Here is a 20,511-nt window from a genome sequence, read left to right as displayed (position 1 = left end):
ATGGCGCCGCGCCCCTTGACCCGTATGCACGAAATGGCCTGGCGCTTTCTTTTCTTTTTTCTCTTTCAGTTGGCGGGTCTTGTCGTGGGATGGTGGCAAGGCGGGGCTTTCGGCGCCATGCTGGCGGCCGTCGTCGCTGCCTGGGTGTGGTTCATCTGGGATCTTCTGCGCGGCGCCCGTGTGGTGGCCTGGCTGCGGGAAGGCGACCTTTCCCGGGCGCCGGACTTGCGCGGCTTGTGGGGCGAGGCTGCCGATCGTGCGCGGCGCCTGCTGCGCCAAAGCCAGGCGCAGGTGGCGGCCAGCGACGCGCGGCTGCAGGAAATTTTGGCGGCGCTACAGGCAACGCCCAATGGCGTGGTGCTGCTGGATGCCGCGGGACGCATCGAATGGTGCAATCACATCGCCGCCGGCCAGTTCGGTTTCGATGCGCAGCGCGATGTGATGCAGTCCATCGGAAACCTCTTGCGCGACCCGGATTTCAACGCCTATTACTCCAGCCAGGATTTCTCGCACGACGTCGTGCTGCAGGGCCGCGACAGCACTGCCTCTCGTCCGGTGCGCATATCGGTCCATCTGCATCCGTATGGCGACGGACGCAAGCTGCTGCTGTCGCGCGATGTGACGGCGCTGGAGCAGGCAGAGGCCATGCGCCGCGACTTCGTCGCCAACGTGTCGCACGAGATCCGCACGCCACTCACCGTTTTGACAGGCTTCGTCGAAACCTTGCAGACCCTGCCGCTGTCGACCGAAGAGCGCTCGCGCTACCTGGGCATGATGTCGCAGCAGGCGGCGCGCATGCAAAGCGTGGTGCAAGACTTGCTGACCCTGTCTCGCCTGGAGGGCAGCCCGTTGCCCGGCATCACCGAGTGGACGCCTGTGGAAGTGCTGCTGCGCCGCTGCGAAGACGAGGCTCGCGGCCTGTCCGCGTTGCTCACGCAGAACCAGCCCCGGCCGCACACGATCCAGTTCCCTTCGCTGGACACGATGCGCGCGGCCGGCCAGCTCGGCGGCGTGCCGGCGGAGTTGCAGAGTGCGCTGTCCAACCTCATCGGCAACGCCGTGCGCTACACCCCGGCAGGCGGCTGCATCACGGTGGAATGGCAAGCGCTGGAAGATGGCGGGGCTCGTTTTTCAGTGCGTGATACCGGCCCTGGCATCGAAGCGGTGCATCTGCCTCGCCTGACCGAGCGGTTTTATCGCGTGGACCGCAGCCGGTCCCGTGAGACGGGTGGCACCGGCCTGGGGCTGGCCATCGTCAAGCATGTGCTGCAGCGCCATTCGGCCACGCTGGACATTTCGAGCACGGTGGGCAAGGGCTCGGTCTTTTCCGTCACCTTTCCGCCCAGCCGCGTGCAGAGCCGCCGCGCCCTCAGCTTTCTGGAGGCGGGAGCGGTTTCCCAGGCTTGAGGGTGATGGCCAGCATCGCCACGAAGATCGCTGCCGTGATCGACAGCGCGGCGGCGCTGGCGCCCCAGAACGCCGCCGGAGATCGCAAGGGCCCTGCACCCGGCGTCCCCTCGTAGGCGAGAAAATATCCACCGGTCAGCCCAGCGCCCCAGAGCATCACGCAGTAGACGACCAAGGGCGCCAGCGTGACCCGGTAGCAGCGCAGCACGAAAACGCAAACGGTCTGCAGCGCATCCGCGACGTGGTAGCACGACACCCAGGTGAGCAGCGATGCCGTGAGCAACGCCACTTGTGCCGAGGATGTGTAGAAAGGCGCAATGTGGTCTTTTGCTATAAAAAGAATAGCTGCCAGCGCAATACCTATCCCGGCAGAGAGCCTAAAACCCATCCAGGCCGCTGCGCGAGCCTGCGCCTCATTGCCCGAGCCCCGCCAGAAGCTGACCCGGGCGCTGATGGCAATCGACAGCGACAAAGGCACCATGTAAAGCACGGCCGTCAAATTGGAGGCGATCTGGTGTGCTGCCGCCGCGACATTGCCCTGGCGGGCGATGAAGAGCGCCATCAGCGTGAAGGAGGTGACCTCCACCAAAATGGCCAGCCCCGCGGGAACCCCCAACTGCGCGAAACGACCGATCTGCTTCCAGTCGGGCTTTTCCATGCGGCGCCACAGGTCCAATGGCACATAAAGCGGCTGGGTGTTGAGCAGCCACAGGGAAACACCCAGCAGTGCGTAGTTGACCAGCAGCGTTGCAAAGGCGCACCCCACTGCACCTTGCGCGGGAACCCCTGCGCCGCCGAAGGTGAACCAGATCGATAAAGGAATCTTGACCAGCAGCGAACCCACTTGCAGCCAGGTCACCAGTTGGGGGCGCCCCAGTGCCTGGTTGAGCGTGCTGTAAACCCGAAACAGCAGTGCCGGCGGCAGCGCCAGAGCCAGCACGCCGAGATAGCTGCCGACCACGGCCCGCAAGTCTTCTGGCACTTGCGTCCATCGCAGAATGGCGCCGGGCGAAACCAGCACCGCCATTCCGATCGCGCATGCGATGGCGCACAGATAGAGCGCTTGCCGCACGGTGCGGCCGATGCCCTCGCGTTCGCCCGCCCCACGCTGCTCGGCCCAAACCGGCAACAGGGCCTGCAGCGCCCCCATGAGCGCTACATAGATGCTGACGTAAATCGCCGAACCGATCGACAGGGCTGCCAGCGCATCTGCGGAGTGCCGTCCCGCCACGATGGTGTCGGTCACGCCGAACGCCATGACCGCCAACTGGCCGGCCAGCACGGTGCCGGCATGCCGCGCAATCGTCGTGCGCTCGGACATTACCGCGGCGCCGTGCGCCGCAGCACCAGCAATTGATCGTTTTTGTCGGTGGGGCGGGGAAGTTGCGCGATGTGCGTCCACTCTTTGGACGGCGCGATATCAGCAGCTGGCGGCTGGGCTTCGCTGTCCGCCACCAGCCATTGGCAATCGGACGCGGCGGGCAGCGTTGCACCGTCGGTCGGCTGCAGGGATAGTCCGCCGTGGTACTGCAATGCGGCTACCTGGGCACGGCTCAGGCCGTGCGTGACGATGCAGCCCGGCTCAGGGCCTAGCACCGCCATGAGGTTGTTCATTTGAGGGCGGTAGCTGCGGCCGTAGTCCAGCAGCGGCAGCCATAGCGTCATGAGCAGCAACCACCCCAGGGTGGCACCGCTGGCCGGGAGCACCAGGCTTTTCCAGATCACGGCCCGATCCCTAGACGCTCGCCACCACACCAGCGCGCACCAGGCGCCCGTCGCCGCAAGGGCCAGCGCGAAGGCAAGGGCGGAAAACTGTGGAACGAACGCAGGTGCCAGCCGTGCGACATTGGCAGCCGGCTTGGAGGGCACGCCGGTCTGCAGCGACAGCCAGATCACCCAGATGGTGATCGCGGAAGCGCTGAAGAACAGCAGCGTGAACCAGTCGATCAACGAGGCAATGGCCCGGCGCAGCGTAGGCAGTGCGAAGGCGGCCAATGCCGCCAGCGCCGGCAAACCGAGCAGCAGGGCACGGTCAGCCGGCTGGGTGGTCACGGTGGCACCCAGGGTGACGGCGGTGAACCACAGAGGAAGTAACAGATGGCGGTGCATCGCCCGGCTGAAGATCTGGTGCCGCCAGCGCCACAGCGTCCACCACGCGAGCGGCCATGCCGGCCACGCGAACCAGATCAAAAGCCGCAATAGGCTCTGCCAATCCTTGGCGCCTTCCGCTGTGCCGACGATGCGCCAGCGCCAGAGATTGAGTTTCCATGCCAGCAAAGCAGCCATGGCCGTCATGGTGAACAGCGCCAGGGCCCAGGCCCGTGTGGAGTTCTTTTCGTGGTCAGGTGTGCGCAAGACCAGCAAGGCGCTGCCCGTGCCCAGCAATGCCGCCATGGTGGGCGCGCCGCTCAGCACCAATCCGATCAGCCCGAGCGCCGCGGCGGCGGTGGGCAGGGCGGTGCGGTAGGGTAGCGCGGCTGCAGCAAAAAATAGGAGTGCAGTGCACGCCAGCTGTGTGAGGTAACTGGTGATCTCGTGCGACAACTGGGCCAGTCCCAGGCAGGCCAGCAACGCCAGCAGCCCGCCATCGGCCATGGCGCGGGCATAGTCGGCCGGCAGGGCTTCGCCTCCGAACGCAAAGGCCACCGGCTGTGCGCCAGGACTCTTTGCCAAGTAGTACACCCCATACCAGGTAGCGACGAGCGTGACGGCCAGCAGGGCGATGAAGGGTAATCGCGCTGCCATTTCCTGCGAAATCCACGAGGGCGCGATTTGTAGCGCCAACGCCCCCAGCCAGTAGGGCAACAGTCCTTCCGTCTCGGGCGGCATGCCCGCCAGCGATGGAGAGAGCCATGCAGTCGAGCCCTGTGCCAGTTCCAGCATGTAGCCGAACGCGGTGATGTCGGCGTTCTTCCACGGGGCTCGCGCCACGAACCCTGGCACCACGTACGCGAGGCACAGCAGCAAGAGTGCCCAGCGTGGCAGCGGGCGCACTGCGCCCTGGGTGACGATGGCGGGGGTGGGGTGGATCACTCGACTCGTTCTGATGGCGAAAGGACGCCCGAGAATAATGGCAAATGGGCAAAGAAAAAGGCAGCGCGGTCGAGCCGGGCTGCCTTTCTTGAAACGATGTGATGGGCCTGCGTTGCGTGGCAGACCGCCTTGCGGCACCGCAGGCCAGAGCCTGCACACACCATTTCCGCCGATTACTTCGCTGCGGTCTTGCCGAAACGGTTGCGGAACTTCTCCACGCGGCCGCCCATGTTGTCCACGGACTTTTGCGTACCGGTGTAGAAAGGATGCGATTCGCTGGAAGTATCCAGCTTGAACAGAGGCAGTTCGCGTCCGTCATCGGTCTTGCCCATTTCCTTCGTGTTCACGCAAGAGCGGGTCACGAACTTGAAACCATTGGACAGGTCCACGAACAACACTTCGCGGTAATTGGGGTGAATGCCTTCTCTCATGGCATGGTCCTTTCTAGGGCTGCTGCGGTAGCCACGCCGCACCCATTGCGTCGCACTTTCCGCGGAAAATTTAGCCTTCAATTATCGCATAGCTGTGTCAAAGTGAGACGATCAACGTTTCCAAACTCTTCCAAAAGCCACGATTTGCGCCTCCTGCACACCTCCGACTGGCATCTGGGCCAGCATTTCATGGGCCAGAACCGCCAAACCGAGCATCTCGCCTTCATCGATTGGCTGGCGGAACAGGTGCGAGCACACAGCGTGGATGTTGTGATCGTGGCGGGCGACATTTTCGATACCGGAGCCCCGCCCAGTTACGCGCGCGAACTGTACAACCACTGCGTCCTGGCCCTGCGCGATGCCGGGGCGGAGTTCGTCGTGCTGGGAGGCAATCACGACTCCGTGTCGATGCTGGGCGAAAGCCGCAGCTTGCTGGCACACCTCAACACTCGGGTGGTGCCGTGCATGGCGGAGCATGCTGAAGATCAGGTGATGGTGTTGCACACCCGCTCGGGTGTGCCGGGGGCGGTATTGTGTGCCGTGCCGTTTTTGCGTGCCCGGGACCTGTTGCTCAGCCAGCCAGGACAAAGTGCAGCCGACAAGCAATTGGCGCTACAGAGATCCATCCGCGCCCATTACCAAGCCTTGCACGTCCTGGCTGTCGAGCGCAGCGCCGCCTTGGGCGGTCTGCCCATTGTCGCGACCGGCCATCTGACCACCGTGGGCGCCAGCGCTAGCGAATCGGTGCGCGAAATCTACGTGGGCTCGCTGGAAGCCTTTCCCACCAATGCGTTTCCACCGGCGGACTACATCGCCTTGGGCCACATCCACCAGCCGCAAAAGGTGGGGGGGCTGGAGCACGTGCGCTACAGCGGCTCGCCGATACCGCTGAGTTTTGACGAGGCGCGGCAGCACAAAGAGGTGCTGTTGGTCGATTTCGATCTGGCCGGCCTGAAGTCCGTGACGCCGCTGGCCATCCCTCGCTTTCAGCCGCTGGCCAGCGTGCGAGGCCGTTTGGCAGAGCTGCCGGCGGCTTTTGCCGAAGCCGCCAGCCTTGGAAGCGATTCGCTGCCGGTGTGGATCGAGGTGGAAGTGGCCCATGACGACTACCTTGTCGATCTGCAGGTGCGTGTGGCGAAGATGGCGGAGGGCTTGCCGATCCAGATCCTGCGTGTGCGCAGGGCCCGCAATGCGCTTCCTACCTTGCTGGAAACCTCTGCCGGAGAAACGCTCGATGAACTGGGGCCCGCAGAGGTGTTTGCCCGGCGGCTCGCGGCCCAATCGCTCGAGCCTGCACTGGAGGAGCGCCTTTCGGCGTTGTATCGGACTGTCCTGGCCGATCTTGAGGAGAGGCCCGCACCATGAGGATTTTGAGCCTGCGCCTCAAGAATCTCAATTCGCTCAAAGGCGAATGGCGGATTGATTTCACCTCCGAGCCGTTCGCCGGCAATGGACTGTTCGCGATCACGGGTCCAACAGGTGCTGGAAAGACCACCATCCTCGACGCGATCTGCCTGGCGCTTTACCACCAGACGCCGCGCATCGCAGGCGTGTCGCAAGGCGGCAATGAGGTCATGACGCGGCACACTGCGGAATGCCTGGCCGAAGTGGAGTTCGAAGTCCGCGGCGCCCGCTATCGCGCGTTTTGGAGCCAGCGCAGGGCACACGGCAAGGCCGACGGCGCATTGCAGCAGGTGCAGGTGGAATTGGCGGCCCAGGTTCGCGGCGAAGGCGAGATTTTGACCACCAAGGTGCAGGACAAACTGCGCCAGACAGAAACGCTGACCGGGCTCAACTTCGAGCGTTTCACCCGCTCCATGCTGCTCGCGCAGGGCGGCTTCGCTGCCTTCCTTGAGGCCAGCGCTGGCAAGCGTGCGGAGTTGCTGGAGGAGTTGACGGGAACCGACATCTACGGGCAGATCTCACAGCGGGTGTTCGAGAGTGCCCGCGATGCCCGCACGGTGCTGGAGCAACTGCGTGCCCGCGCTGGAGGCGTCGAACTGCTGGACGATGCCGCACGCGTCGCCCTGGCAGACGAGGCTCAGCGTTTAGCCTCACAGGCGGAGGGGCTGCAAGCGCAACGACTGGCCACGGCCCGCGAGCGCCAGTGGCTCGCAGACCAGGATCGCTCCCGGATGCGGCACGACGAAGCTACGCGCTATCGAGAGCAAACCCAGGCCGAGTGGGACGGAGCCGCTGAGCAGCGCCAACGCCTTGCCGCCAGCGAACCTGCTGCACGGCTGCAACCCGTCTACGCTGCATGGCAGTCCGCCTTGCATGACGAGGGGGTAGTGGTTCAGCAACGGGAAGAAGCGCAGGCGCAGCATGCTCAGGCTGTAGAGCGCAGCGCGCAAGCGCTTGGTCAAATACAGCGTGACAGCCAGCGTCTGGCCCGTTTTCGAGAACTCGAATGGCAGGACTGTTCAGATGCCCGAGGCGCGCTGGCCCAGGAACTCGCAGCGGTGCCCCAGCATGGCCGATTGGGAGAGTGGTTGAGCGGATGGCGCGAGCAGTTTTCCACCCGTGCGCAGCGCTCTCAAGCGATGGCCGATGTGCAGGCAAGCCTGGAACAACAACGCATCGAGTGGCAGGCTCTGAAGGCGCAGCGTGAGAGCCATGAACAAGCGTGTCAGCGCGCCACTGCCGCTTTGACACAGGCGCAGCAAGAGGTCCTGGCGGCGCGCCAAGCCCATGAGCGCTTGGCAATGGGCCGCGAAGAGTCTAAGTGGCGTGATGCCTCATTGCAACTGCTCGAGCGCAGTCATGCCTGGGATCGATTGAGCCAGAGCCTGAGCGCATGGCAGCAAGCTCAATCACGCCAAACCCGATGGATGGCGGCGCAACTGGAGCGGCAGCGGCAGCAGGCAGACGAGGCGCAGGCTGTGCAGTCGCTGCGCGAGCGGTATGCCAGCCTCCATCGGCAAGTGCAGGACCAGGAAAAGCTTCTGGCGCAAGAGCAGCGCATTCAAGCCCTGGAGGCGCATCGCCGCCATTTGCAGCCGGGCGAAGCCTGTCCGCTGTGCGGGTCGAACAGCCATCCGGCCATCGAAGCCTACGACGCACTGGACGTCTCTGCGACCCAGTCCGCATTCGAGACGCTGCGCTCGCAGCGTGATGAGGTAACGGAGCAAGGGCAGGAGCTGCGGTCTCGCCTGGCTGCGTTGCAGGCGCAGAGCGAACAGGCGGCACAGCAGATCGCTGAAGGTGAAGAGGCCTTGCGACAACTGCTGGCGCACTGGCAAGCATGCTGCGCAGCCAGCGACTGGCCGGCGGATGCTGTGGATGCCCAGGCCGTGGCCGAGGCAAAGGCCCGGCATGCAGCAGAACTTGAGGCGGCCCAGCACCAGTGGGCTGCGCTGGTCCAGGCAAGGGCGCGACTGGATGAGACGCTGTCTGCCCTGCAGCAGGCGGAACAGGCCGAACGCACGGCCCTGCAACAGCTGGCCCTGTCGGGCAAGGACTTGGAGGCTGCTCAGCAGCGGGCGCAAGAGCTTGCTCGACACCACCAACAACAGCAAAACCATCATGCCGAAGCAGAAACAGCGCTGGCGGAGCAATTGCAAGCCCTCGGGTACACGCTTCCGGTTGATGGCATTGCTTGGTTGCAACAGCGTGCGGAAGAACATCGTGCGTGGCAGGCATCGCAAGCGCGCCTTCAAGCCCTGACCGCCGATGAAGCGACACTGAAGCAGATCGCCGGAATGGCAAGAGAGGTCGCTCAGCGTTGGGCGGCTTTGGGTGGTGGTACGGGTGCCGAGCATGATGCTGTGCTGCGAGACAAGCTCGAATCCGAGGCGGAAGACTTGGCTCGGGCGGTCGAGCAAGCGGAGGCCCGCTGGCGTGCCGCAGAAAACGAAGTGGCCACGCTGCAAGGCACCCTGGATTCCTTGCAGCGCCGGCATGCCGATGTGCAGTTGGCCAAGTCCCAGGCAGCGCAGTCCTGGGCGCATGCACTGTCGCTGAGCCCCTTTGCCGATGAAGCCGCTTTCCATGCGGCCGGCATGGCAGAGGCTGAGCGCGAATCGTTGCGCGCGTGGCTGTTGGAACGGCAACAGGCGCTGGCCGAGGCGACGGCGCTGGAGGTGGCTGCCAAGGCAACCCTTGCGCACTTGCAGGCCCAGCCACTCACTGATCGCAATGCGGAGGACCTGGATGCGCTGATGGCGCAGTGGGAGGCTGAACTGACCTTGGTAGCGCAGCAGCAAGGCGCCATCGCTAGCCGCTTGCAAGACGATGCGCAGCGCCGCGACGGCTTGCAGGCCCTGTTGGCGCAAATCAAAGCCCAGGAGGCCGATCACGATCTGTGGCAGCACCTCAACGGCTTGATCGGCTCAGCCGATGGGGCGAAGTATCGGAAGTTTGCGCAGGGCCTCACGCTGGACCATCTGGTGCACTTGGCGAATCGCCAACTGGGTCGACTGCACGGGCGTTACCGGCTGGGCCGCCGCTCGGCGGGCGAACTGGAGCTGGAGGTGATCGACACGTGGCAGGCCGATGTAGCGCGCGACACCCGAACCCTGTCCGGCGGCGAGAGTTTCTTGGTGAGCCTGGCGCTCGCGCTGGCGCTTTCCGACTTGGTGAGCCACAAGGCCAGCATCGACTCGCTCTTCCTCGATGAGGGATTCGGCACGCTGGATGGTGAAACCCTGGAAACCGCCCTGGATGCGCTGGATACCCTCAATGCGAGCGGAAAGACCATCGGCATCATCAGCCACGTGGAGGCGCTCAAGGAGCGCATCCCCGTGCAGATCCGCGTGCACAAGGGCGTAGGCCTCGGCTACAGCGCACTGGAGCGGCGATTTTCCGTGGGCTGAGCCGGTCTTGGGCCGGTATATGCAGCGCGTGGTCGAATCAGTTGGCCGCTGTGGCGCTGCTCCATAGCGTGGGCCAGCCAGCCAATAGAGCGCCCCAGGGCGAACAGGCCGAATGCCGCTCCTTCCGGCAGCGCCAGATGGCGTCGAAGGGCGACCAGTGCGAAATCGATCGAAGGCCGTTGGCCAGTCAAGGCCTGAGCCTCTGCGATCCAGTTCTTCAGGTGGTCGTTATGCGGCAGCAATTGCCGCAGAAGGCTTTCGGCGCGCACGTCGCCTTGCGGATAAAGGTGGTGGCCGAAGCCTGGCAGGTCCTCTCCACGTGCCAGGCGCTGGCGCAGACGCTGCTCAGGCGAGGCGCTTCGGTCCAACTCGTCCCAGAGGGCTTCCACGCGTGCCGTGGTGCCGCCGTGCTTGCCGCCGGTCAACGCAGCGAGGCCGCCGACCACCGCCGCCCGCAGGCTCGCACCGGTAGAGGCGACGCACCTGGCGGTGAAGCTGGAGGCGTTGAGTTCATGGTCGGCGCAAAGGACGAGCGCTTGGCGGATGAGGTCCGCCCCCTGGTGGTTCAGCCTCCACGCTGAAGCGCATTGTTGGTGGACTGGGGCTGCGTGGGGTGCAGTGTTCAGCAGGCACGCTGCCAGTAACCGCACCAAGGCCCCACAGCCTTCGGCCAGCCGCTCGGGAGACGCTTGCCATGCAGCGGTGCTGCCATCCTCAGTGCCCGCTGCAAAGAGCAGCAGCAGAGTTTCCTCCAGCCTGCGTCCAGCCAGGCACGGCTGGAGTGCTGCCATGGCCGCCGGCAAGGCGGGTGCATCGGGCCCGAAAGCGGAGCGTTCAGGGCAGCCCCACAGCAGCCCTGCAAGATCCTCCACCGTGCAGCCGGCGGCCAGCGAGATGGCGTTTTCCCCACGGTAGTAAAGCTGTCCATCCTCGATCAACGTGATGGTCGATTCCAGGACCGGAAGGCCCCAGTCCAGCGCCGCCTTGACCACTTCCTTTGGCTTACGGCCCCGCGTGCGCTGGCCTGCGAGCCGCTCTACGTCGTCCTGTAGGTAGCGACTCTCTCGGGGGGTCTCTCCGGCATGGGCTTGTAGAAGGCCCCGGCTCACATAGGCATAAAGCGTCTGACGCGAAACGCCCAGACGGGTCGCGGCCTCAGGGGCGGAAAGATAGACGGGCATAGATACCACTGCGCTGATTGGTTGCTGTTGAAAATATAAATCAATATTGACAATATATTAGAGTGATCTAGGCTGGCGTCTCTTTTGAAGGCCTGCCATGCCCACCGACTCCGCTCCTGTCTCTCCTTCTGCCTCACTGGCCCACTTCACACGCACGCTGTGCAATTGCCTGGGGAGCACAGCCGATCCGATGAATGTTTTGTCGTTCACTGGCGCAGGGCAGTTGCCGTCGGTCTTTCCGGTGACCGATTTGGCCAGTGCGGCGGTGGCGGTCGCCGGGCTTACATTGGCAGAGTTGGCTACGCCCTCAGGCGAAGTGGCGCCTCGGATTCGGGTGGATCGGCGTCTGGCGTCGTTCTGGTTCAGCGGATCGTTGCGACCGATCGGATGGACCCTCGCGCCGTTGTGGGATGCCGTCGCGGGCGACTATCAGGCTGCAGATGGATGGATCCGATTGCACACCAATGCGCCACACCATCGCGCTGCTGCGTTGTCGGTGCTCGGCGGGGTGGCGGAACGTGAAACGGTGGTTCGGGCCGCCGCTCGCTGGAACGCCAGTGAATTGGAGTCGGCCATCGTGGAGCAGGGCGGTTGTGCGGCGGCCATGCGAGGCTTGAACGAATGGTCTTCGCATCCGCAGGGCAAGGCGGTGCAAGCCGAGCCGCTGCTCGACATCGCTTTCGGCGATGAAGGGCATGAACGCGAGTGGGCTGGCACCTCGCAACGGCCCCTGCATGGTGTGCGTGTTCTGGACCTCACCCGGATCCTGGCCGGACCCGTCGCAACCCGTTTCCTCGCCGGCTTTGGGGCCGAGGTCCTGCGCATCGATCCGCCGGGCTGGGAAGAGCCAGGCACCGTGCCTGAGGTGGTTCTGGGCAAACGCTGCGCGCGGCTCGATCTCCGTCAGGCTGCAGACCGCACGGTATTCGAGCATCTGCTGCGCCACGCCGACGTGTTGGTGCACGGGTTGCGGCCGGATGCGCTGGAGCGGCTGGGGCTGGGCGCGCAATGGCGGCGTGCAATCAATCCCACCTTGATCGATGTTTCGCTCGACGCTTACGGATGGACTGGTCCGTGGTGCGCACGCAGGGGCTTCGATAGCCTCATTCAGATGAGCACCGGTATTGCAGCGGAAGGCATGCGCCGGTCGGGACGGGAGATGCCTGTGCCATTGCCCGTCCAGGCCATCGATCACGCCACTGGCTACTTGATGGCCGCGGCGGCCCTGAAGGCGCTGGCGCAGCGCAGGCGAGATGGCAGGGGATGCGAGGTTCGCGCTTCCCTCGCGCGAACCGCCCATTGGTTGGCACAGGCACCGTCATCGCTTGATCTGGATCCACTGGTGCCGGAATCTCCGCAAGACCAGTCGCCGGAGATCGAAGCCACCGCATGGGGCCCGGCCAGGCGTTTGCGTCCACCTCTGTCCATCGAAGGCATGGCGATGCGCTGGGAACTGCCTGCACCTCAGTTGGGGTCTTCCGCCGCCGCGTGGTCAGGCGCCTGACAGCCGGGGGAGAAGGCTCCAGCAAAAAAGCCCCGCAGGCCGGTTGGCCTGCGGGGCTTTTTTGTGTGCAGTGGAGCAGCGCAATCCGCTCCATGCCAGCGGCTAAAACTCAGCCGCCGCGGCGCATCATGTCGAAGAAGTCCACATTGGTCTTGGTGGCCTTCATGTTCTTGATCATGAGTTCCATCGACTCGATCTCGTCCATGTTGTACATGAACTGGCGCAGGATGCGGGTCTTTTGCAGGATCTCCGGCGCCAGCAGCAGTTCTTCGCGGCGGGTGCCGCTCTTGTTGAGCTCGATGGCCGGGAACACGCGCTTTTCGTACAGACGGCGGTTCAGGTGGATTTCGCTGTTACCCGTGCCCTTGAATTCTTCGAAGATCACTTCGTCCATGCGGCTACCGGTATCGACCAGTGCGGTGGCGATGATGGTCAGCGAACCGCCTTCTTCGACCTTGCGCGCTGCGCCAAAGAAGCGCTTGGGGCGCTGCAGCGCTGCGGCATCTACACCGCCCGACAGCACTTTGCCGGAGGAGGGCACGACATTGTTATAGGCGCGTGCAAGGCGGGTGATCGAATCCAGCAGGATCACCACGTCCTTCTTCAATTCGACCAGGCGCTTGGCACGCTCGATCACCATTTCAGCCACGTGCACGTGGCGGGCAGCGGGCTCGTCGAAGGTCGAGGCAATGATCTCGCCCTTCACCGTGCGCTGCATTTCGGTAACTTCTTCAGGGCGTTCGTCCACGAGCAGCACCATCAGGTGCACGTCGGGGTTGTTGGCGGTGATGGCGTGGGCGATGTGCTGCATCATCATCGTCTTGCCGCTCTTGGGCGGTGCGACGATCAGCGCGCGCTGGCCGCGGCCGATGGGGGCGATGATGTCGATGATGCGGCCGGTGATGTTCTCCTCGCCCTTCATGTCCCGTTCGAGCTTCATCTGCTCCTTTGGGAAGAGAGGCGTCAAGTTCTCGAACATCACCTTGTGCTTGTTCTGCTCCGGTGGGCCACCGTTGACGGCGTCCAGCTTGGTCAGCGCAAAGTAGCGCTCCCCGTCCTTGGGTGTGCGCACTTCGCCTTCGATCATGTCGCCGGTGTGCAGGTTGAAGCGCCGGACCTGGCTGGGCGAGATGTAGATGTCGTCGGTGCTCGCGGTGTAGCTCGTGTCGGGGCTTCGCAGGAAGCCGAAACCGTCGGGAAGAATTTCCAGCACGCCGTCGGCGAAGACTTGTTCGCCCGCTTTTGCGCGCTTCTTGATGATCGCGAACATCAGCTCCTGCTTGCGCATGCGCCCGGTGTTTTCGATCTCCAGCTCTTCGGCCTGCTTGAGCACTTCGGACACGTGCAGTGCCTTGAGTTCGTTTAAATGCATGGGGTGACTCCTGAACGGAGCGGGTATGAAATCAGGGGAGAGGCCTGAAGCCGGGTGGACGCTGTTTGCGGACCTCGGCGGACCTGGGGATCTGGGACCGGCCGCTTGTGCATGCGGACACGATGATCTGCGGCGATTATGACAGGAAAAAATTCCAGTTTGCCAGGGGCCGCGCAGCCTGAACGCTGCAAGAGGTTACGCGGTGTACGGGATGGCGCAGCGCGGAGAAAGCCGCCGCACGCGCCACCCTCGGGGATCAGGCGAGTTGCTGGTCGATGAAGGCGGTGAGCTGCGTCTTGCTCATCGCGCCGACCTTGGTGGCGGCCAGCTGGCCATCCTTGAACAGCATGAGGGTCGGGATTCCACGGATGCCGAACTTGGCGGGCACCTCGCGGTTCTCGTCCACGTTCATCTTGGCGACGGTCAGCTTGCCTTGGTACGTGCTGGCGACTTCGTCCAGGATGGGGGCAATCATCTTGCAAGGGCCGCACCATTCGGCCCAGTAATCGACCAACACCGTGGTGCCGGGCTGCAGCACGTCGGTTTCAAAACTGGCGTCGGAAAGGTGTTTGATGAGATCGCTTGCCATGGCACATTCCTTGTTGAAGCAAGTTGGGGTGGGCGGGTCCGGATAAAGTCAGGGGATTGTGACAGAAAGACATTTCCCGCCCCACGGTGTGGCCGCGGCCTCCGACGCTATGACAGTCATAGCGAAAAACGATGCGCCAGGCAGCGTTTGGGGCCCGGTGCTGAGCCAGGTCCAAGCCCATATCCAGCGCATTGGCGCGCACCCGGCGACGGTCGTGGTGCTGGTGCCGTATGCCCAGCTCATGGCCGAGGCGCAGCGCGAATGGGCGCGCCGCGTGCCCGATGGTTTTGCACCCCGTTTTGAAACGACGCGGAACTGGGCCACCCGCATTGCCCCGTTCGTGCCTGAGGGCGACGACCTTTCGCACGACATGGCGCGCGACACCCTGACCGCACGGGCGCTGCTCGACCGCGCCGGGCTGGCGGAGCAGCGCGATGTGCTCGCGACACCGTTGCTGGAAGCCGCTGCCCAGCTGTCGAGCGTGGTCTGCGCCGTGCCGCCGCCGGAGCGCGAAGCCTGGGCGATCGGCGCGCGCGAACTGATGCCGCCCGCTGGCGAGGGTGCTGCGCTGCGCTACGAAGCCGCGGTGGCCCGCATCGCCCTCGAATGGGTGCTCGCCTCCCGCCATGCGACGGACGTGCTGTTCGAGCCCGGTGTGCGCACGGCGGTGGACGCGCTCGTGGTGCTCGGTGGCTTTCAGTCCGACCCGCTGGCGCAGACGCTGTGCGCCCGGTGGGGCGACCGTTCCCTGGCGCTGGCGCTGGGGTCTTCGCATTCGGCAGAGGCCGATGCCCCCCTGGGCGAGGTGTTCCTGCACGCTGCTGCCGATGCCGAGGACGAAGCCCAGCGCGCTGCCGCCTGTGTTCTGCATCGCCTGGAGCAAGGCCATGCGCCGCTGGCCCTGGCCGCGATCGACCGTGCGCTCACCCGGCGCATCAGCGCGCTTTTGCTCGGACGCGGAGTGGCCGTGCACGACGAGAACGGCTGGACCCTGTCCACCACGCGGGCCGCTTCGCAGGTGATGACGGCCTTGCGCGCCTGCGCCTGGAACGCATCGGCCGACGCCGTGCTGGATTGGCTCAAGCACGCACCTGCGGCAGACCCAGTTGCCGTGAGCGCCGCTGAGAAATGGCTGCGCAAGGCCGGCATGGGCCAATGGTTGGCCGTGCAGGAGCGCAGCGACGCCATGCCACCTGCGCTGGAAGCCGTTCAGACCCTGGTGGAACAGGTACAGGCATGGCGCACGCCCTTGCAGTCTGCTCGCCCACTGGCCGCGTGGATTGCTGCCGTGCGGGAGTTACTGCAAGGCACCGGACAGTGGAATGCATTGGCGGCTGATGCCGCCGGCGAGCGCGTGCTGGCCGAGTTGCGGCTGCACGATGGCTTGCCTTCCGATCTGGACGGGCTGGAGAGCGCGGGCCGGCGCATGTCGCTAGCGGAGTTCACCCGCTGGGTGAACGAGGTGCTCGAAGCCGCCCGCTACCGCCCGGACCATGATGGCAGCGCCTCGGTGTTCGTCGTGCCGCTGCCGCAGATATTGGCGCGTCCGTTCGCCACGCTGGTGGTGCCGGGCTGCGATGAAAAACGCCTGCAGCCCGCGCCGGAGCCGCCTGGTGCCTGGACCCGCGCCCAGCGCGAAGGCCTGGGCTTGCCCACCCGCGAGGCGCTCGAATCGGCCCTTCGCGATGCGTGGGGCAGTGCTTTGCACACGGCCCATGTGGACGTTCTATGGCGCAGTGGCGATGACGGCGGCGAACCTCTGCTCGCCAGTCCGCTGGTCCTGGCGCTGCAACTGGATGGCATGGCGCAAGACGGCACCGATCCGCGCGGCCTGCGCGACGTGCCGATCAACCCCGTACCCCGGCCGATGCCGACAGGCGAGGCCTTGCCGGTGCTGCAGCTCTCATCCACCGCCTATTCCGATTTGCGCCATTGCCCCTACCGCTTCTTTGCGCTGCGCCAATTGGGACTGCAAGAGGCCGACGAATTGGGGGCAGAAGTAGGCAAGCGGGACTTTGGCAACTGGCTGCACGCTGTGCTGCAGCGCTTCCATGAGGCCCTGCAGGCAGAACCGACCGAGGGCATACCGGAGCGCCGCGCCCTCATGGACGCGGCGGCCGAGGCCGTGACGCGCTCGCAGCGGCTGGACGCGGGCGAGTTCCTGCCCTTCGCCTCCGGCTGGCCGGCGTTGCGCGACGGCTACCTTCGCTGGCTGCGGGAGCACGAAGGGCAGGGCGCCACCTTCCGCCAGGCCGAGGTGCGCTCGACCCAACCGCTCGGGCCGCTCAAGCTGGTCGGGTTGCTCGACCGCATCGATGCCGTGCGCGCCGAGTTGCCCGGCGAAGAGCCGACCGTTCTGGTGATCGACTACAAGACCGAAAGCGACGCCGTCACGCGCAAACGCCTTGCCGCCGGCACCGAGGACACGCAGTTGGCCTTCTACGCAGCGCTGCTGCACCACGACCATTTGCGCGCGGCCTATGTGAACGTAGGTGAACGCGGCGAAACCCGCACGTTCGAGCAGGTCGATGTCGTGGCGCTGCGCGACCAATTGGTGGAGGGCATCCTGCACGACTTCGACCGCATCGCCGGTGGGGCGCCCCTGCCTGCGCTGGGCGAGGGCGCGGTGTGCGACTACTGCGCTGCGCGCGGCCTGTGCCGCAAGGACTTCTGGGCATGAGCCAGCAGATCGCTGCCTACGAACACAACGGCCGCCCCGTGACGCGCGAGGCGTTCTATGCCATCGCCTGCGATCCGGACCGCAACGTGGCGGTAGAGGCCTGCGCGGGCGCTGGCAAGACCTGGATGCTGGTCTCGCGCATGCTTCGCGCGTTGCTCGACGGCTGCGCGCCGCACGAAATTTTGGCCATCACGTTCACTCGCAAGGCCGCTGGCGAGATGCGCCAGCGCCTTCAGGAATGGCTGGAAACGTTCGCGCAGGCCGAGCCCGCAGTGTTGGCCCAGGAACTGATTGCGCGAGGAATCCCGCCCGAGCGCGCGCTGGACAAGCGCGAGGTGCTACAAAAACTGTACCGTTCCATGCTCGAATCCGGCAGGCCGGTGCAGATCCGCACCTTCCATAGCTGGTTCGCCGCGTTGCTGGGCACCGCGCCACTGGCCGTGCTGCATGCGCGCGGCCTGCCCGGGAACTACGAGCTGCTGGAGGACGACGCCGAGGCCGTTCGGCAGTTATGGCCGACCTTCCTGCAGCAGGTCGCCGACGATGCGGTGCTTCACGCCGACTACCTCGCGGCGGTGGCCTCGCACGGGCGCTCGCAAACGCACAAGGCCCTGGGCGCGGCGCTGTCCAAACGCATTGAGTTCGAGCTGGCCGACGCCGCGGGCGTGGTCGATGCATCCGTCGCGCCGTTCCAGGATTTGTTTCAGGACCTGCAAGGGCTGGACACTCCGGCCCATGCGCTGGACGGCGCGGCCGCGCGGGCACGCTGGCTCGCCCGCGCCAGTGCCTTGGGCACCGAAACGAACAAGACCCCTCAGAAAGCAGCGGACGCGGTCGTCGATGCCTTCGCGTGCGAAGACCTGCCAGAGCGGCTGGAACGCCTGCGCCGCGCTTTCTTCGTGGCCAAGGAAAACCGGCTCAGCAAAAATCTCGAAAAGTTCGCCGTGGCGCAGGACGCCGAGGCCGAACTGCAGCGCTTGTGCCAGGCGCGCCGCCAGCACGAGGCGTGGGACTACCACCAGCGCATGGCACGGCTCACGCGGGCGCTGGTGGCCGCCTATGCCGCGCTCAAGCGCGACCGCGGCTGGGTGGACATGAACGATGTCGAGCGCACGGCGCTGGTGATGCTGTCCGACCCGGTGCTCAGCGGCTGGGTGCAGGAGCGTCTGGACGCCCGCGTTCGCCACCTGCTGGTGGACGAGTTCCAGGACACCAACCCGCTGCAATGGCAGGCGCTGCATGCCTGGCTGTCGGGCTACGTAGGCGCCGGGGGCGGGCGGGCGCCCAGCGTGTTCATCGTGGGCGATCCCAAGCAGAGCATCTACCGCTTTCGCCGGGCCGAGCCCCAGGTGTTCCTGGCCGCGCAAGGCTTCGTGCGTGAGGGTTTGGGCGGTGACCTGCTCAGCTGCGATCACACGCGCCGCAATGCGACGGGCGTGATCACGGCGGTGAACCAGGTCATGCAGACCGCACAGGCACAGGGCGAATACGCCGGCTTCCGCGATCACACCACTGAGTCTTCCGACACGGGCCTGCTCCTGCGCCTGCCGGCCATCACCGCACCCGAAGACGGCGGCGGCGCGGCTTCCGACCCGCTGGCCTGGCGCGACAGCCTGACGCAACCGCGCCACGAGCCCGAGGAAACCCTGCGCATGCGCGAGTGCACGCAGGCTGCGCAATGGGTGGCCGAGCGCATCGCTGCCGGGGTGCCACCGCGGGACATATTGGTGCTCGCCCGCAAGCGTGACCGGCTGGCCGCCATGCAGGATGCGCTGCGCGAACTGCACCTGCCTTGCGTGCAGCCCGAAAAGGCCGAACTGGCCGAAGCCCCCGAGGTGCAGGACGTGGTGGCGCTGCTGGACGCCCTGGTTTCCCCGGGCCACGACCTGTCGCTGGCCCGCGCGCTGCGCTCGCCGCTGTTCGGCGTGGGCGACGAGGTGCTGGTGCGGCTGGCGCTGTGGCGTCAGCAACCCGAAAACCGCGAAAGCAGTTGGCTCGATTTGCTATTAAAAGGTGAGCATACTGCCGCCGATTTCATTGCGCTGGGGGCCGATTTGGCTCTATATAAAGGCTGGTTCGACACGCTCCCGCCGCACGATGCGCTACAGGCCCTCTATACCCATCGCGACGTGCTGGCCCGCTATGCCGGCGCCGCCCCGCCCACACAGCGCGCCAGCGTGCTGGCCAATCTGCGTGCGTTGCTGTCGGCCGCGCTGCAGATCGACGGCGGGCGCTACCTCACGCCCTATGCGTTCGTGCGCGCCATGAAGCGGGCAGGCCAGCGCGCGCCGGGGCGGGTGGATGCGCAGGCCGTGCGCCTGCTCACCGTGCACGGCGCCAAGGGCCTTGAAGCGCACAGCGTGCTGCTGCTGGACACCGACACCCGGCCGCAAAAGGCCGAAACGATGGGTGTGCTCGTGGATTGGCCTGGGGAAGAGCCGCTGCCGCGCAGCTTCGTGTTCCTGGCCAGCGAGAGCGCGCCGCCGCCCAGCGCGGTGGACATGCTCGCGGCCGAACAGGCAGAGCGCCAGCGCGAAGAGTTGAATACCTTGTACGTGGCCATGACGCGCGCCAAACATTGCCTGGCGATCTCTTCGGTACGGCCCTCGGCATCCGCTCCGGGCAGTTGGTGGAACCGTCTGGCGCCGCTGCTGGAGGATGTGCCCGAAGCGCTGGGCGCCGATCCTGACGAGGTGGAACACGCGCTCCTGGCGACGGCAGAGGACCGCGCCGTGCTGTCCGAGTTGCCCACTTGGTCCCCTCCGCAAAAGCCCGAGCCCGATGGCCCGGTGGCGCTTGCCGTGGCGCGATCCACCCCGTTGTCGCGCCAGGGGGAGGCCATGCACCAGTTGCTGGAGCAGGCTGGAATGGCGCAAGCCGGCGAGGCCCTGCGCGATACGGAATGGACGGCGTTGCGGCTGGGCCGGCTGGCGGGCGATTTCGACCTGCTGCCCGAATCGGCGGCCCGTGCTGCGGAGATGGCGCGAACCATCCTGAGCGGCGAGGGCGCCTGGGCCTGGGACGCCGCCTGCATCGATCGCGCAGTGAATGAAGCCACCATCGTCCACGCCGGGCAGACGCTTCGCATCGACCGCTTGGTACGCCGCACCAGCCCTGGCGAGCCGCCGACCTGGTGGGTGCTCGACTACAAAAGCGCCGCGGACCCTGAACGCCGCCCGCACCTGAAAACCCAGTTGCTGCGCTACCGCGAAGCCGTGCTGGCCCAGATGCCGGGCCACGCGGTTCGCGCGGCATTTTTGACCGGCGACGGGCGGATGGTGGAAGTAGGAAGCGAGACTGCTGCACCAGCACCAGCACCAGCACCAGCACCAGCACCAGCACCAGCACCAGCACCAGCACCTGAAAATATCGCTCCGCCCATTCCTGTGGTGATGCCCGCACCGCCACCGCCACCGCCACCGCCACCGCCACCGCCACCGCCACCGCCACCGCCACCGGGCCCGGTGCAAGGCGACCTGTTTTGACGGCCCGACGGGGCC

Annotated in this window: 12 protein-coding genes; 6 read left to right on the top strand and 6 right to left on the bottom strand. The window is 65.6% G+C overall.

Going from position 1 to position 20,511, the window contains the following annotated elements:
• Window positions 1–33 precede the first annotated feature (33 nt).
• Window positions 34–1,407 (top strand): phosphate regulon sensor histidine kinase PhoR, encoded by a 1,374-nt coding sequence (gene phoR / locus BLT03_RS01280; protein ID WP_092740043.1) that lies wholly within the window; start codon window positions 34–36, stop codon window positions 1,405–1,407.
• Here the strand turns inward: phoR and BLT03_RS01275 are convergent.
• The 3 genes from BLT03_RS01275 to BLT03_RS01265 form a co-directional block, all read right to left on the bottom strand.
• Window positions 1,370–2,728 (bottom strand): MATE family efflux transporter, encoded by a 1,359-nt coding sequence (locus BLT03_RS01275; RefSeq protein ID WP_092739521.1) that lies wholly within the window; start codon window positions 2,726–2,728, stop codon window positions 1,370–1,372. The genes phoR and BLT03_RS01275 overlap by 38 nt on opposite strands.
• Window positions 2,728–4,440 carry a hypothetical protein gene (locus BLT03_RS01270; RefSeq protein ID WP_092739519.1) on the bottom strand — a complete coding sequence of 571 codons (1,713 nt, stop codon included), beginning with the start codon at window positions 4,438–4,440 and terminating at the stop codon, window positions 2,728–2,730. Before BLT03_RS01270 ends, BLT03_RS01275 begins: the two co-directional genes overlap by 1 nt.
• A 173-nt stretch (window positions 4,441–4,613) precedes the next feature.
• Window positions 4,614–4,871 carry a type B 50S ribosomal protein L31 gene (locus tag BLT03_RS01265; RefSeq protein ID WP_092739517.1) on the bottom strand — a complete coding sequence of 86 codons (258 nt, stop codon included), beginning with the start codon at window positions 4,869–4,871 and terminating at the stop codon, window positions 4,614–4,616.
• Between the two features lie 144 nt (window positions 4,872–5,015).
• Between BLT03_RS01265 and sbcD the strand changes: the two genes are divergently transcribed.
• Complete coding sequence (gene sbcD, locus BLT03_RS01260) at window positions 5,016–6,236, top strand: exonuclease subunit SbcD (RefSeq protein WP_092739515.1); 1,221 nt, start codon at window positions 5,016–5,018, stop codon at window positions 6,234–6,236.
• Entirely contained in the window at window positions 6,233–9,685 is a 3,453-nt protein-coding gene (locus BLT03_RS01255) for an AAA family ATPase (RefSeq protein ID WP_092739513.1), read from the top strand. The genes sbcD and BLT03_RS01255 overlap by 4 nt, the downstream gene beginning before the upstream one ends.
• Here BLT03_RS01255 and BLT03_RS01250 read toward each other — a convergent pair.
• On the bottom strand, window positions 9,649–10,866 hold the full coding sequence (locus BLT03_RS01250; RefSeq protein WP_092739511.1) for a citrate synthase family protein: 1,218 nt from the start codon (window positions 10,864–10,866) through the stop codon (window positions 9,649–9,651). The genes BLT03_RS01255 and BLT03_RS01250 overlap by 37 nt on opposite strands.
• Window positions 10,867–10,963: 97 nt before the next feature.
• On the opposite strand from BLT03_RS01250, the gene BLT03_RS01245 reads away from it, so the two are divergent.
• On the top strand, window positions 10,964–12,370 hold the full coding sequence (locus BLT03_RS01245; protein ID WP_092739509.1) for a CoA transferase: 1,407 nt from the start codon (window positions 10,964–10,966) through the stop codon (window positions 12,368–12,370).
• 109 nt (window positions 12,371–12,479) lie between these two features.
• Here BLT03_RS01245 and rho read toward each other — a convergent pair whose 3' ends face one another.
• Entirely contained in the window at window positions 12,480–13,742 is a 1,263-nt protein-coding gene (gene rho, locus BLT03_RS01240) for a transcription termination factor Rho (protein WP_092739507.1), read from the bottom strand.
• A gap of 256 nt (window positions 13,743–13,998) precedes the next feature.
• A complete protein-coding gene (gene trxA / locus BLT03_RS01235; RefSeq protein ID WP_092739505.1) occupies window positions 13,999–14,331 on the bottom strand; it encodes a thioredoxin TrxA in 333 nt (110 codons plus the stop codon).
• A gap of 109 nt (window positions 14,332–14,440) precedes the next feature.
• Here trxA and BLT03_RS01230 point away from each other — a divergent pair, with 109 nt between their 5' ends.
• Both BLT03_RS01230 and BLT03_RS01225 read left to right on the top strand, forming a co-directional pair.
• Window positions 14,441–17,011: a PD-(D/E)XK nuclease family protein gene (locus BLT03_RS01230; RefSeq protein WP_092739503.1), complete on the top strand. Its 2,571-nt coding sequence runs from the start codon at window positions 14,441–14,443 to the stop codon at window positions 17,009–17,011.
• Entirely contained in the window at window positions 17,008–20,496 is a 3,489-nt protein-coding gene (locus tag BLT03_RS01225; RefSeq protein ID WP_092739502.1) for a UvrD-helicase domain-containing protein, read from the top strand. The genes BLT03_RS01230 and BLT03_RS01225 overlap by 4 nt, the downstream gene beginning before the upstream one ends.
• Window positions 20,497–20,511 lie beyond the last annotated feature (15 nt).

Source organism: Paracidovorax valerianellae (assembly GCF_900102625.1).
In the GTDB taxonomy this organism is placed as follows: Bacteria; Pseudomonadota; Gammaproteobacteria; order Burkholderiales; family Burkholderiaceae_C; genus Paracidovorax; species Paracidovorax valerianellae.
This window is presented reverse-complemented; position numbering and strand designations above follow the sequence as displayed.